Origin of the sequence: Sorangium sp. So ce131 (assembly GCF_051519095.1) — a bacterium.
Lineage (GTDB): Bacteria > Myxococcota_A > Polyangia > Polyangiales > Polyangiaceae > Sorangium.
Genome location: NZ_CP150455.1, coordinates 5278365 through 5291778, shown reverse-complemented (window position 1 = coordinate 5291778; position 13414 = coordinate 5278365). Strand labels below are relative to the sequence as shown.

Sequence of the window (13414 nt, the reverse complement as noted above, 5' to 3'; positions counted from 1 at the left end):
GCGTTGACGACCGCTCTCGGAGGAGAGCCCGCGCAAAGCAACGGCCAAGCCCCGGGCTTGGGGAGCTCGCCGTGACCGATCCGTCGCCTCGGGCAGCCGTGGTCGCCTCGCTCGCCAGCACCCTGAGCCGCACCGTCGCCCTCGGGGATGAGGTGGCGGCCCGGGTCGTTCACAAGGCGCTCGGTCGGCTGCTCGGGCTACCGGTGGCATCGGAGGGGTGACTCGGCGGCGGAGCTGCGTGGGCTCAGCCTGCTCTCGAAGCCTTCTGGACCGACGATCGCTTCGGCCAAACGCCAGTCAGGCAGCCAGCGCTACGATGGCAAGCGTCTGCCGTAGCAAGGCGTCGCGGGTCAAGGCGTGCTGGTGTCGGGGTAGAAGGGTATCCGGCCATAGGAGCGCTCGCAGGCATCATAGCCCCTGCGAGCGTCGTCGTCGCTCTCGTCGAGGTAGGTCCGGCGCATGTTGGGGGAGAGGCAATCGGTGGTGGCCGCATGAAGACTCTGCCGGAGCGCAGAGATAGGCAGGGGCCACACCCGCGCGGTGTTGTCCTCCGAGGCAGTGACGACCCGCTGGCCGTCGGAGCTGAACGCCGCGGACGTGACCATGGCTTCGTGGCCCCGGAGAACGACGGGGGTGCCAGACCCGTCCGCGTTCCACACCCGCGCGGTAGTGTCGCCCGAGGCAGTGACGACCCGCTGGCCGTCGGGGCTGAACGCCGCGGACCAGACCAAGCCTTCATGGCCGCGGAGGACGACGGGGCTGCCGGACCCGTCCGCGTTCCACGCCCGCGCGGTCTTGTCGTTCGAGGCGGTGACGACCCGCTGGCCGTCGGGGCTGAACGCCGCGGACCAGACCCAGTCTTCATGGCCGCGGAGGACGACGGGGCTGCCGGACCCGTCCGCGTTCCACACCCGCGCGGTGTTGTCCTCCGAGGCGGTGACGACCCGCTGGCCGTCGGGGCTGAACGCCGCGGACCAGACCCAGCCTTCATGGCCGCGGAGGACGACGGGGCTGCTGGACCCGTCCGCGTTCCACACCCGCGCGGTCTTGTCGGCCGAGGCGGTGACGACCCGCTGGCCGTCGGGGCTGAACGCCGCGGACCTGACCAAGTCTTCATGGCTGCGGAGGACGACGTAGCTGCCGGACCCGTCCGCGTTCCACACCCGCGCGGTCTTGTCGTCCGAGGCGGTGACGACCCGCTGGCCGTCGGGGCTGAACGCCGCGGACCTGACCCAGCCTTCATGGCCGCGGAGGACGACGTGGTTGCCGGACCTGTCCGCGTTCCACACCCGCGCGGTCTTGTCGTCCGAGGCGGTGACGACCCGCTGGCCGTCGGGGCTGAACGCCGCGGACCTGACCAAGTCTTCATGGCCGCGGAGGACGACGTGGTTGCCGGACCCGTCCGCGTCCCACACCCGCGCGGTCTTGTCGTTCGAGGCGGTGACGACCCGCTGGCCGTCGGGGCTGAACGCCGCGGACCAGACCCAGCCTTCATGGCCGCGGAGGACGACGTAGCTGCCGGACCCGTCCGCGTTCCACACCCGCGCGGTCTTGTCGCCCGAGGCGGTGACGACCCGCCGGCCGTCGGGGCTGAACCCCGCGGCCGAGACCCAGCCTTCATGGCCGCGGAGGACGACGGGGCTGCCGGACCCGTCCGCGTCCCACACCCGCGCTGTAGCGTCATCCGAGGCAGTGACGACCCGCTGGCCGTCGGGGCTGAACCCCGCGGCCGAGACCCCGCCTTCATGGCCGCGGAGGACGACGGGGCTGCCGGACCCGTCCGCGTCCCACACCCGCGCTGTAGCGTCATCCGAGGCAGTGACGACCCGCTGGCCGTCGGGGCTGAACCCCGCGGCCGAGACCCCGCCTTCATGGCCGCGGAGGACGACGGGGCTGCCGGACCCGTCCGCGTTCCACACTCGCACGGTCTTGTCGAGCGAGGCAGTGACGACCCGCTGGCCGTCGGGGCTGAACGCCGCGGACCAGACCAAGCCTTCATGGCCGCGGAGGACGACGGGGCTGCCGGACCCGTCCGCGTTCCACACCCGCGCGGTCTTGTCGTTCGAGGCGGTGACGACCCGCTGGCCGTCGGGGCTGAACGCCGCGGACCCGACCGCGCCTTCATGGCCGCGGAGGACGACGGGGCTGCCGGACCCGTCCGCGTTCCACACTCGCGCGGTCTTGTCGAGCGAGGCAGTGACGACCCGCTGGCCATCGGGGCTGAACGCCGCGGACCAGCCCCCGCCTCCATGGCCGCGGAGGACGACGGGGCTGCCGGACCCGTCCGCGTTCCACACCCGCGCGGTCTTGTCGTCCGAGGCGGTGACGACCCGCTGGCCGTCGGGGCTGAACGCCGCGGACCTGACCCAGCCTTCATGGCCTCGGAGGACGACGGGGCTGCCGGACCCATCCGCGTTCCACACCCGCACGGTCTTGTCGTTCGAGGCGGTCACGATGCGACGGCCATCAGGGCTGAACGCACAGTACCTCAATGGGTCCTGATGGCCTTGCATCGTCGCCATGAGTAGACCAGGGGCAAGAACCTCATACGTCACCTCGTGCCATCCCCGCATTTTTTGCGGTTCCTCGACCTCAAGAAGCAGCCTGACCGCCGAAGCAGGTTGACCTCTCGCGACAAGCTCCCGAGCGCCGGCCATCAACGAAGCCGCACGTGCCCGCGCAGCCTGCGCGTCCGCGTGTTGCTGAGCCGCCAGCGCGGCGTCCCGCTGCCCGAGGGCCCAGATCACGACAGCCACCATCACCGCCGCCGCCACCCCCAGCGCCGCCGCGATGGCCACGAGCCTCCGCCGCTTCGCGCGCTCTCTGGCCAGCCGCTGCTCTTCCTCCCGAGCTTGCCTCCGCTCGAAGACCTTCTTGGCGAGCCAGTCGTGCCCGAGCTCGAACAGCCGGTTCCCCTGGCGCTCCTCCGCGCGCAGCACACCGGCCCGCTCCAGCCGCTCCAGCACCTCGGTCGCGTCCCCGGCCGGCAGCACGAGGCGCGCCGCCTTCTCCGTCAGCGGCTTGCGGTTCCCCGCCGGATCGATCAGGTGCTCTTCCAGAAGGCGGCGTCCCGCGTCCTTCAGCGGGCCCAGCCCCTCCTCGGTCGCCTCCAGGTACCGGCGGAGGATCGCCTCGGCCTCGACCACACCAGGCTCGTGCCCTTTCCCCGCGGCCCGCTCGTCCCAGAGCACCCGGCACACGATCTGGGCATAGACCGCCTGCACGTCCGCCTCGTCCGACGCCGAAGAACCAGGCGCCCTCACCTCGAGCATCAGCGCGTGGATCTGCCGCTCGGACCACCGTTGCTCCTCCGCTGCCCGGTAGACGGCACGGACCATCTCGCTCACCGAGAGCGGCCCGACCCGGAACCCGTTGTCGAGCAGCTTGCGGCGGCCCCGGAGCCGATCCCGGAAGCGACCCAGGTAGTCCTCCCGCAACGAGAGCACCAGCTTCAGACCGCGGAGCGGCTGCTCCGCCAGCCGATCGATGCACTCGGCGAGCGCCTCGAGCTCCGCCGGATCCCGCCCGGGAAAGAGGAGCTGCTCGATCTGGTCCAGGTAGATCAGGATGGGCCGCTCCGACCGCCGCGCCGCCCGCTGCACCGCCAGCAGCACCGCCTCGTCCGGCGCCATCTCCCGCGGCCGCTCCCCCAGCTTGAGCGCGGCATACATCGCGTCCGCCATTCCTTCGATCGGACGCTCGCCTTCAGGCCACGTGTCGACACGCACCGCCCGCGCCGCGTGCGACGCCTCCAGCTCGGGGATCACGCCCGCCTGCATCAGCGAGGACTTGCCTGCTCCCGAAGGCCCGAAGACCGTGACGCAGCGATGGGCCAGGATGCTGCCGGAGAGCTTCTCGGTCATCTCTTCGCGGCCGAAGAAGCGCTCTCGCTCGCTCGCGCGGTAGGGCTGCGGCCCTGGAAAGGGGTTCTGGCTCATCGGGTCGTCGCCTCGGGCGGCGCAACCGCGGCGAGCGCCGCCGAAAGCTCGTCCGGCTCCTCTCGCAACGCGGCGATCCGCCCCGTTCCCGGCAGGCCTCCGCCGCTCTCCCAGATCTCCTGCTCGGCCGGGTCGACCCGGATGCTCAGCAGCGACAGGCTGCCTTTCGGCGCGGGCCGCTGGTCATAGAGCCAGCGCAAGAGCATCCGGTGCCGCCACTCCAGCACCGAGAGGCCAACGAACAGGCCCGGTTGATTGCGCAGCCAGCCCATCAAGCCATCCGCCCACTCGGGAGGGCGAAACCCCTCCACGCCGATCAGGCCGTGGATGTGCTGATCCTCCGTGAGCATCGCGCTCGTGAAGACCGGCCGCGGCTCCGGCAGGTAGCCGCCGTAGAGGCGCAGCACCACGAGATCGCCCTCGCGATCGAAGCGGTTCGGCAGGCCCGCCTGCTTCGTCCACGCCTTCGCGCCGCCGGCGCGCTTCACCACCCGCGGCTTGCCGACCGTGTCGAGCAGCGACGGCTGGATCACGTACACCGTGCGATCCGGCTGGTGCTCGGCGATGGCCCGCTCGAGCAGCGGCAGCCACAACAACGTGACGTGCACGCCCGGCCCCAGGAGCCGCCCCAGCGACGCCACGAGCGGCGGCGTGTGCGCGTCCAGCTTGCCGTGGAGCGCGTCCTGGAACACCTCATAGAGCTTCTCCTGGCCGAAGCGCAGCGCGCAGCGCTGGGTGAGCGCGGAGAGCGACAGCGCGTCTCCCCCGGCGTCGCCGCTCTCGGCGAGGAACCGCTGGAGTTCGCGGCGGAACTCCGACTTGTTGTCCTGGCCGTGGTCGCCGAGCACCATCGAGAACGGCCGCTCCAGGAGGCCCTGGAGCGCCGGCGCCAGGCTCCTCGCGCGGCCCGACAGCGCGCGCCGCGCGACGGGAGGCGAGACCTTGCGGCCCTCGAAATCGAAGATCGCCGCGTCCGGCCCGCGCAACGTGAGCACCGGCGAGAACCCCTCCGCGCTCTGCAGGAGCATCGTCCGCCGCGCGGCCGCGAGGCTCGCCGCGACGTCGCCGTGCTCGCGCCCCGATCCGGCGAGCGCTCGATAGAGCTCCTTCGAGCACAGCCGAGCCATGCCGGCCTCGACCGGCCAGAGGTGCGCCACGACCGCATTCGCTCCCGCCCGCGCCAGGATCTCCGCCGCGCTGCCAAAGGCCCCGGGCGCGGCGCCCTCGCACGCCTCCAGCACCACCAGCCGGAGGTCCTCGCCGAAGCTCGCCGAGAGCTCCTGCGCCAGCGAGCCGGCGGAGATCCAGGCCTCCTCGCCCTCCTCGTCGGCGAGCCGGAGCATCGGCCGGGCATCCGGGGTGACGGTGCCGTGCCCGAGGAAATGGACGATGTGCGGGCTCTTGCTGCGGCGGAGCTGCTCGAACAGGAAACGCTGGCCGGCGCGAGGGCCGGCGATCGGATCCAGCCACTCGATCTCGCCGGCCTCGATCCGGTCGGAGAGCGCGTCCTTGAGGATCCCCAGGGCGCCCCCCGCTCCCGACGGCGCGATCGCGAGCAGGCGCACCGCCCCGGCCACCTCCCGCGGCTCCCACGGGTCGGCGGAGGTCACGCCCCGGGCGAGCAGGACCCGAGGGGAGCTGCCCCAGAAGCCTTCGCTGGTGTCGGGCTCGCAGAGCGCTTCCCAGGGGAACGCCTGTAGGACGGGATCGCGAAGCATCAATCGCTGCAAGAGCGGTCGGTCCTTCGCGGCCTCGAGCAGACGAGCGGCGACGTCCCGGAGCTCGCCCTGGAAGACGGCCGCGTGGAGCGCTCGCGCCTCGCTCAACGCCGGCGCGCCGAGGGGCTGGCCGCTGCTCACCGCGCGCCCGACGCTCTTCGTGAACGCCGTGAGCCGCTCCCGGGTCACCTCCGAACCCAGCGACCGGGACGGCAGGCGCTCCCCGCGGCTGCCGCGGGCGGTGAGCCGCAGCTCGGCGCCGTGGAGCTCGAGCTCGATCTCAAGCCAGAACGGCTGGTCCACCGGAGATCGCCTCTGCCTTGACCCATCGCCCGCAGACGAGATGCGTGCGCCGTCGGCCGCCCACCGAAGGCGGCGGTTCCGCGGTCGCCTCGGTGCTCATCCCACTGCCCCTCTCGGTAACGATCGCTTCATGGATCCCCACGGGGCCAAGATAACCGATCCCGCCGCGCGGTGCGCAGGGGACACCACACCGCCTGCGGCCGGCCTCCGGGCGGGGGAATCAGGCGACAGGCGGCGCGCCGTTGGACGCTGCGCCGGACACCGCCGCGCCGGGCGGCACCACCGGAGGCGCGGCGCCGGACGATGCCGGTGCCGTCACGAGGCGATCGGTCGACTGCTCGGCCTGACGCCAGCACTGGACGGGCGAGCAAGGTCGCGCCGACTCCTCCTGGAAAAACGTGCCGAGGGAGCGCGCCCCGTCACGCGACGCACGACCTCTCCCACGAGATGGCCGAACACGAGGCCGTGATAGCCGTGCCGCGTGCCCGGCTCCCAGAAGGGCGCCTCGGCCGCGAGCGCGTCGACGGTCCCACGCCAATCGCTGCTCGTGCTCGACTCCTCTACGAAACAGTCCAGTTCGCCCCCGTGAACGTCAGGCCCTCATGGCTCAGCGTCGACTCGGTCGTGTCGCTGACGCTGAGGGCGATCGTCACGGGCGCGCTCGGCTGCGATGCGAGGCGCACGGTGAATGTCACGGGCGCGCCGCGCTCGGCGAGGGTCCCCGACGGGTCGCTGACGACGATCGCCGCCGTCCTTGGACCGTCGTCCTCCGTGTTCGTGATGTCAGCGGACTCCGCGACGAGGCCGTCGCATGCTGGATCTCCAGAGACCGAGGGCCCGAAGCGGACGCGGAAGATCTGCTCCCCGTCGCTCTCCGCATCGTCCACGCCCGTGACCGTGATCTCTCGAGGGGTGCTCCAATCCTCCGCCGTGAAGGAGATGGTCGCCGGTGAGACGGAGCCTTCGGTCGCATCCGAGCTCGAGACCGGCACCGTGACAGGCTCGCTCGGCGCGGCGTCGAGCGCCACGCTCACGGTCACCCGCCCGCCGGACTCCGAGGTGCTGAGCGCTGTGCCCGCCGTCCTGATCCGCAATGAATTGGTCGACGCGTCCGGCGCATCGGTCGAGGGCCCATCCGAGCACCCGACCACCACGAGCAACGCGGCGAGGACGCAAGCTGCCGCCGTGAGCGCAACGCGTGGCGCAGAGAGGGAAGTGCACTCTGGGCGGGGAGATTTCGGTGCGCGCATGATGATCCTGCGGATCCGGTAGGATGTTCAGTAGTGGGCGATGATCGCGTCGAGCTCCGCCTGCGTGACCCGGACCGCGTTCGCGTGGCGCACGCCGGACGGGAAGCGGTACTGCGCGCTCGGGAGCTCCGTCCAGGAGCCCGGATCCGCGTCGAGATCCGTCGTGCTCCAGCACCCGAACACACCGCCGTTCAGGTAGTAGTCGGCGAACAGGTACCATCGACTCTGCCGCGGATCCTTGATGACAAACGGCCCCTCCGTCGCACGTCTCCTGCTCTGGGTCGAGCCGCGCGTGATGTAGTCCGGACTCACGTTCCATCGTTCTTGCGGAACAGGAACGGATCTCGGATGTGATTCGTTCCCATCCCGGTGAGCTGGTACGCAGGCTGTCCGCTGGCGAGGGTCGACCAGTGAAGCCCGTCGGTGCTGTAGGCGAGATGCAGCGAATCGCTCGGCACGTCCTGATTCGGCCCGAAGTAGCTCAGCACCCAGGCGCCCGGCGAGCAGCTGCTTGCATTCATCGAGGCCGTGTGCTCGCCGTTCGTACACTTGAGGCGGTGGGCGAGCCCTCGGCGCTGGCGAAGGTGCCTGCCGCGCAGCCTGTCCATGCGACGCAGCTCTTCGCGTTATCGCCGTCGTGATCCCAGGTGCCCTCGGAGCACGCGGGGGGCTCGGCAGCGGGTCCTGCGTCTCCGCCGGTCGTCGTCACCGGGTCGCTGCACCCGGAAATCCATGAGAGCGCCACCAGGAGTCGTGCTCTCGAGCTGCTTCCCAGACGTGCCATCTCGCTCCTCGGTTTCGCGCGTGGTGACTGCGCCGATGGGCGCTGGCGTGAGGTGCTCCGGTGCTCAAGCGGGCGAGGCGTTCACATCCTGGTCCACAGCTGGCTCGGCTGGCCGTTGCAGGACCGGATGATCAGCGGTGAGTTGTTCGCCGTGGCCCGTTCGAGCGCATTTGTGAACGTTCACAACTGCGGCGTCAACCGAAAATGGCCCGGCGGCGAGCTCACGGGCGCCGTTCCCCTGGACCCCATCCACCTCGACGCAGGTCAGCCCGCGGGCCTTCGACGTTTCGGTGGGTGCAACAATCCCGTGTGGTGGGATCGCGGCTTCGTCGAGACCTACACGCGCGTCGAGCGAGAAGTCTGAGGAGGGCAGCGCGGCCGGTCCTGGCCCACGTCGGCACACGGCTGTCCGTCGCTCGCCCGGTGAAAATCCTCGCAAAATCAAATAGTTATACGCTCGCCGGCGCATGGCATGACACATGCCCCTGCGCGTCTCCATGAAGAGTCTTCTCGTTGTTGGGCTCGGCTTCTTGGGAGTCGCGCTTCTTGGCTGCAGCGGCGGTGGAGGCGGTGGCGGCGGTGAGGGGGGCCAAGGCGGCGATGGCGGGGCCTCGTCCCAGTGCGACGAATTGCGTGACGAGGCGTCGCCCGGGAACGTGGTCTTCAAACTCACGAACAAGCGCGCCACGCCGATCTATTACGACGACAACGGCGAATGCTCGAGGGCGTTCAAGGTCAGCGAGGGCGATGCGATGCCGCAATCGCCCGACCTGTCCGGGTGGCGCACCTGCGGGTGGTACATGGACAACGACGACCAGGGCCCGCTCGATTGCCTCTCGAGCGAGCTGAAGACCCTCGAGCCGAACGAGAGCGTCGATCTCACCTGGGATGGCCGCGTCCTCGAGCACCATGATCTGCCCGCCGAATGTGGAGACGGCCTCGAATTCCCCCCGGCCTGCGACAAGCTCGTCGCGCTCGATGCTGGCACCCTGACCGCGCATGTAACCTTCTGGGGTGACCAGGATTGCACCAACGACATCTGTGTGGGGATCGATCATGCGATCAAGCAGCAGACGTTCTCGTTCCCCGCCGCGGGGCCGGTCGATATCGCCGTGGAGTGATCCCCGTCCCGCTCCTCTACACCCCCGACGCGTACGCAGGGCAGTGGGCCACGACGAGCGTGCCCCTGCTGCTTCCACACCACCGCTGTCGGTGAGGGTGCGGGGGCGACCATGTTGCCGACACCACGCTCCAGACCGGTCATGTAGGGGCCTGTGTGATCATGCACCTCTTCGTTCGGAAGGCGGGTAACGCCTCGGAGAGCGGCGCGGCAAGGGGCGTGAACAAGGGGCGAACCGACGCGAATCGCCGCTCCAGAGGGTGACCACCGAGCGCGCTGAGCTCCGGACGATGGCTTCAGCCGTTCGTGCTGTTGAGACGAGCCTCGCCCCGGGATACGCTCGCGACGTGCAGGCAGGCGCGGAGGAATCTCTGGCGCTGTGGGACCTGCTACGGAGAGCGGCGGCTCAGGCCATGCGATCCGGCCGGATATATCAAAGAGGAGCCAGGATGACAACAGTTCATTCTCCAGCGGTGTACGGCCTGCTGATCGGCGCGCTGGCCATGACGGGTTGCGGTGACGACGGCGCAGGCAGCGGCGGCGCCGGCGGGACGCCGGCGAGCTCCAGCACGTCGTCGAGCTCGACGAGCGGGAACAACAGCTCGTCCAGCACGGGGGCCGGCGGCGACGGCTCGGGCGGAGGCGTCGACGCGGGCGAGCATTGCTCTGGTTGCGCGCGGCTGTCCGTGCCGCTCACGCTCCCGTGGCAAGCGACGCAGTTCATCATCGAGTTCGCCGAGCCGGTCGACATGACCGGCGCCACCGTCACGTTCCGCGTGAGGACTTACTCAGGCACCGGCGGCGCCGTGCAGACGTTCGTGCAAAACGGGGTCGAGCTGGGCTACGCGCCCATCGGCTATGCATGGGATCCGATCCCCAGCCTGGAAGAGTGGACGGACCTCACGATCGACGTCGATGCCCTGGCCTCGGCGTCTCCCGTCTTCAACCGCACCGTGGCGAAGATGGTCGGGATTCAGATCACGGCGGGCGACCTGGGGCCCTGGACCAACCCGACCGTCGTCTACGTCGACTCCATCACCGTCACGAGGCCCCGCAGCACATCCAGCGCCCGCGGCGCCGGCGAGCGCGGCGAGTTCGGCGAGGGCGGCGCGGGAGGCAGCGGCGGCGCGGGAGGCAGCGGCGGCGCGGCTGGCAGCGGCGGCGCGGCTGGCAGCGGCGGCGCGGCAGGCGAGGGCGGCGCGGCAGGCGAGGGCGGCGCCGCGAGCGGCGAGGGCGGCGCGGCGAGCGGCGAGGGCGGCGCCGACGGCGCGGGTGGCGGCGGCACGGCCGGAGCCGGTGGCGCGGGAGGCGACAGTGGCGCCGCCGCCGGCGGAGGCGGCGCGGGCGGAAGCGGAACCGGCGCGGCCGGAGGTGACACGAGCGGCGGAGGCGGCGCGGGCGGAGGCGGCGCGGGCGGCGGCGACTCCAGCGAAGAGGTGGTTCACGTGGTGGGTCCGTTCGAGTTCACGACCGGCGTGGAGCCGCTGGTGATCAACAATTACATGCCCGTGACAGGCTCGACGCTGCACCACCTCGCCGACTGATCAAGATCGCCACTTCCGAGAACGGACGCCGATGGTGGTGTCCTGCATCACGCCACGGCGTGGCGTTGACTCGGACCTCATCCGGCTCCTCGTCGCTCGTCCGCCTACCGCTTGACAGCTCGATCCTCGAGCTCGTATCACGATGGATCGAACAGGATCACCCCGACGCCTGCCACGCTGTATTGCTTCCGCGCTGGAGCGGTTTTCCTCCGCCTCTGCTCGATGCATTACAGAGCGGCGGTCATCCGCACAGGAGACGGACCCAGATCGGCATTTTCGGCACGGAAGCGCACGAAAGGGGGCTGAGCACCGAAAACGTCGAGATGGGCCCGTATCCGAAGCGGGTGACCGCCGCTCAGGCGGCCTCGGCGAGCGTCGGCGGCACCTCCGGGAGCTCCCAGCCGCGCCTGCGGATCTCCTCGCTGATCCAGCGGATATGGCGCCGCTCGTCTTGCCAGTTCGCCTCCACGATCCGCCGGACGTCGGCCGGCAGGTCGCTCGCCAGCGCGGCGGCATAGGCGCTGTTCGTGAGCTCCTCGTTGCCGCGCATGGCGACGAGCGCGGTCCGGTCCTCGCGCGCCGACAGCTCGGTGTACCGGCGGATGCACACGCCGCGATCGTCGGGCTGGTCGGGCAGCGCGGTGCCGAGCGCATCCGAGAGCTCGCGCACGTGCCGCGCGTGATCCTCGCGGAACGCCTCCAGCTGCTCCATGAGCTCCGGCGTCTTGCAGGCGCCGCTCGCCGCGCGGTACGCGTCGACGGCTGCCATGTCGAGCAGGATCAGCCAGTTGATCTGCTCCAGGGCCGCCATGTCGCCGAGGCTTCCCTCCCCCGACGAGCCCGCCTCGTCCGTCACGAGCTCTTCGGTCGTCGCCTTGTCCGGGTCGATGCTCGGGTCGCCTGGTGCGTTCGCCATGGTGGGGCCTCCGGGCAGGCTGTAAAGCCGAGGGCTGCGCCCGGGAAGGTGGCGCGCCCGTCATGAACCGACCGCGCCCGTCGCGTTCACCAATCCGGTGTTCGTGCGCTGAGGGGCACGCCTGACGCCCGGTCGCCTTCGAGGGCGCGCAGGCGCTCGGGGTCGACCGCACCACGGCCGACGAGCGCGGTGCGCCGGCCCGCCGGCGAGCGAGCGCAGCGTACCGCGGCGTGGGGCAGGAACCGTCTTCCGGACCGCTGCAGATCGCGCGCCGTGTGCCACGTGTGGATGGGTCGACGGGTCGAGCAACCGCAGGCGGCAGGGATATCCTCGACACGAGCGGCAGGGATATCCTCGACGCGAAAGGAGACCGTCTTGGCACCCCATTCCCACGAGCGCGACGCGGATGAGCTCCCCGAGGCGCCCGCCGTGTCGCGCGCCTATGCCTGGCTGGTCTTTGCGTTGAGCTTCGGCCTGCTGCTGTCCGACTACATGTCGCGGCAGGTCCTGAACGCGGTCTTCCCGTCGCTGAAAGTGGAGTGGGGCCTGTCCGATACCCAGATGGGGGCCCTGAGCGGCGTCGTGGCGCTGACGGTCGGTCTGCTCGCCATCCCGCTGTCCGTGCTGGCCGATCGCTGGGGCCGCGCCCGGAGCCTGCCGCTCATGGCGACGCTGTGGAGCGTGGCGACGCTGGGGTGTGCGATGTCGGCCGACTTCGGCGAGATGCTCGTCGCTCGCGCGGTGGTCGGCGTCGGGGAGGCCGCCTATGGCAGCGTCGGGATCGCGGTGGTCTTGTCGGTGTTTCCACGCCATCAGCGGGCCAGCCTGAGCGGCGCCTTCGCGGCCGGCGGCGCCTTCGGCGCCGTGCTGGGCATGGCGCTGGGCGGCTACGTCGCGGCGAGGCTGGGCTGGCGCTGGGCGTTCGGCGTCATGGCCCTGTTCGGCTTCGTCCTCGCCGTGATCTACCGCGTCGCCGTCACCGAACAGCGGCTGCGACCAGCGCCCAAGGAGGGCCAGCGCGCCGCTGTCGCGCGGCCCCCTGCGCGCCGACCGATGACGTTCCGCTCCGTGCTGAAGGCGCTGTTTCCGACGCTCTCGGTCGTCTGTGTCTATGTCGGCAGCGGTCTGCACCTGTTCGTCATGGGGGCCGTGCTGACCTGGATGCCCAGCTACCTGAACCGCTATTACGGCATGACGGTCGCTCGGGCGGGCGCCGCCGCAGCGGCCTTCGTCCTGATCGGCGGCGCCGGCATGATCGCCTGCGGCGTGTTGACCGACAGGCTGAGCCGCCGCGAGCCGGCTCGCCAGTGGCGGATGGCCATCGCCTACACCCTGATCTGTTGCGCCTTGCTGGGCGTGGCTTTCCGGCTCGACGCAGGCCCCATGCAGCTGGTGCTCCTCGGGGCCGGGACGTTGTTCGCCGGGGGCACGGCCGGCCCGGCCAGCGCCATGGTCGCCGGCCTGACCCGGGCGTCGATCCACGCGACCGCGTTCGCGACGCTGGCGCTGGCCAACAACCTGCTCGGCATGGCCCCGGCGCCGCTCGTGACCGGCCTCCTCGCCGACCGGATCGGCCTCCTCGGCGCCCTGCAGGTCGTCCCGCTGGTCGCGCTCGCGGCCGCGCTGGCCTTTGCCCTGGGCCAACGGCATAGGCGCGCAGGCGCCCGCAGCCGGGCGGCGGCGCCGTGAGCCGAGATGGCGATGGCACCCGTGAGCGCTCGGCCGAAGATCCTCCGGGCGTCGCGTGGCACATCCGGAGCCGCTCCCGGAGCCGGGAGAACAGCAGGGACTTACGGCGCGTCCGGCGGGCGGCTGGGTGGGATCACGAGGGGCGGTGGGTG

Annotated in this window: 13 protein-coding genes; 6 read left to right on the top strand and 7 right to left on the bottom strand. The window is 71.0% G+C overall.

The window, feature by feature from the left end; all coding sequences use genetic code 11:
* Positions 1-71: 71 nt before the first annotated feature.
* On the top strand, positions 72-221 hold the full coding sequence (locus WMF43_RS19100; RefSeq protein WP_437682055.1) for a hypothetical protein: 150 nt from the start codon (positions 72-74) through the stop codon (positions 219-221).
* Positions 222-350: 129 nt separating this feature from the next.
* Here the strand turns inward: WMF43_RS19100 and WMF43_RS19095 are convergent, their stop codons facing one another.
* From WMF43_RS19095 to WMF43_RS19080, 4 genes are all read right to left on the bottom strand, one after another.
* Complete coding sequence (locus WMF43_RS19095) at positions 351-3938, bottom strand: nSTAND1 domain-containing NTPase (protein ID WP_437682053.1); 3588 nt, start codon at positions 3936-3938, stop codon at positions 351-353.
* The gene (locus WMF43_RS19090) at positions 3935-5959 is read right to left on the bottom strand and encodes a CHAT domain-containing protein (RefSeq protein WP_437682052.1); all 2025 of its coding nucleotides are present in this window, start codon (positions 5957-5959) and stop codon (positions 3935-3937) included. The genes WMF43_RS19095 and WMF43_RS19090 overlap by 4 nt, the downstream gene beginning before the upstream one ends.
* Before the next feature lie 315 nt (positions 5960-6274).
* Positions 6275-6535 carry a serine hydrolase gene (locus tag WMF43_RS19085; RefSeq protein ID WP_437684037.1) on the bottom strand — a complete coding sequence of 87 codons (261 nt, stop codon included), beginning with the start codon at positions 6533-6535 and terminating at the stop codon, positions 6275-6277.
* Positions 6520-6846: a hypothetical protein gene (locus WMF43_RS19080; RefSeq protein ID WP_437682050.1), complete on the bottom strand. Its 327-nt coding sequence runs from the start codon at positions 6844-6846 to the stop codon at positions 6520-6522. Before WMF43_RS19080 ends, WMF43_RS19085 begins: the two co-directional genes overlap by 16 nt.
* 43 nt (positions 6847-6889) lie before the next feature.
* On the opposite strand from WMF43_RS19080, the gene WMF43_RS19075 reads away from it, so the two are divergent.
* Positions 6890-7231, top strand: coding sequence for a hypothetical protein (locus WMF43_RS19075; RefSeq protein ID WP_437682049.1), 342 nt, complete (start codon positions 6890-6892; stop codon positions 7229-7231).
* A 5-nt stretch (positions 7232-7236) separates the two neighbouring features.
* Here WMF43_RS19075 and WMF43_RS19070 read toward each other — a convergent pair whose 3' ends face one another.
* Together WMF43_RS19070 and WMF43_RS19065 are read right to left on the bottom strand one after the other, a co-directional pair.
* On the bottom strand, positions 7237-7521 hold the full coding sequence (locus tag WMF43_RS19070; protein ID WP_437682047.1) for a hypothetical protein: 285 nt from the start codon (positions 7519-7521) through the stop codon (positions 7237-7239).
* The gene (locus WMF43_RS19065; RefSeq protein ID WP_437682045.1) at positions 7518-7817 is read right to left on the bottom strand and encodes a hypothetical protein; all 300 of its coding nucleotides are present in this window, start codon (positions 7815-7817) and stop codon (positions 7518-7520) included. Before WMF43_RS19065 ends, WMF43_RS19070 begins: the two co-directional genes overlap by 4 nt.
* A gap of 303 nt (positions 7818-8120) precedes the next feature.
* Here WMF43_RS19065 and WMF43_RS19060 point away from each other — a divergent pair, with 303 nt between their 5' ends.
* The 3 genes from WMF43_RS19060 to WMF43_RS19050 all read left to right on the top strand — a co-directional run bounded on the left by WMF43_RS19060 (position 8121) and on the right by WMF43_RS19050 (position 10657).
* On the top strand, positions 8121-8357 hold the full coding sequence (locus tag WMF43_RS19060) for a hypothetical protein (RefSeq protein ID WP_437682043.1): 237 nt from the start codon (positions 8121-8123) through the stop codon (positions 8355-8357).
* A gap of 115 nt (positions 8358-8472) precedes the next feature.
* On the top strand, positions 8473-9114 hold the full coding sequence (locus WMF43_RS19055) for a hypothetical protein (protein ID WP_437682041.1): 642 nt from the start codon (positions 8473-8475) through the stop codon (positions 9112-9114).
* Between the two features lie 448 nt (positions 9115-9562).
* Complete coding sequence (locus WMF43_RS19050; protein ID WP_437682039.1) at positions 9563-10657, top strand: hypothetical protein; 1095 nt, start codon at positions 9563-9565, stop codon at positions 10655-10657.
* A 355-nt stretch (positions 10658-11012) separates the two neighbouring features.
* Here WMF43_RS19050 and WMF43_RS19045 read toward each other — a convergent pair whose 3' ends face one another.
* The gene (locus tag WMF43_RS19045; protein WP_437682038.1) at positions 11013-11573 is read right to left on the bottom strand and encodes a ferritin-like domain-containing protein; all 561 of its coding nucleotides are present in this window, start codon (positions 11571-11573) and stop codon (positions 11013-11015) included.
* Positions 11574-11948: 375 nt separating this feature from the next.
* Here WMF43_RS19045 and WMF43_RS19040 point away from each other — a divergent pair, with 375 nt between their 5' ends.
* On the top strand, positions 11949-13262 hold the full coding sequence (locus WMF43_RS19040; RefSeq protein ID WP_437682036.1) for an MFS transporter: 1314 nt from the start codon (positions 11949-11951) through the stop codon (positions 13260-13262).
* The last annotated feature ends 152 nt before the right edge of the window (positions 13263-13414 follow it).

Coding starts and splice junctions, on each gene's coding strand:
- WMF43_RS19055 (WP_437682041.1), top strand. CDS start 8,473: ATGCCCCTGCGCGTCTCCATGAAGAGTCTTCTCGTTGTTGGGCTCGGC.
- WMF43_RS19095 (WP_437682053.1), bottom strand. CDS start 3,938: ATGAGCCAGAACCCCTTTCCAGGGCCGCAGCCCTACCGCGCGAGCGAG.
- WMF43_RS19065 (WP_437682045.1), bottom strand. CDS start 7,817: ATGGACAGGCTGCGCGGCAGGCACCTTCGCCAGCGCCGAGGGCTCGCC.
- WMF43_RS19045 (WP_437682038.1), bottom strand. CDS start 11,573: ATGGCGAACGCACCAGGCGACCCGAGCATCGACCCGGACAAGGCGACG.
- WMF43_RS19060 (WP_437682043.1), top strand. CDS start 8,121: ATGATCAGCGGTGAGTTGTTCGCCGTGGCCCGTTCGAGCGCATTTGTG.
- WMF43_RS19050 (WP_437682039.1), top strand. CDS start 9,563: ATGACAACAGTTCATTCTCCAGCGGTGTACGGCCTGCTGATCGGCGCG.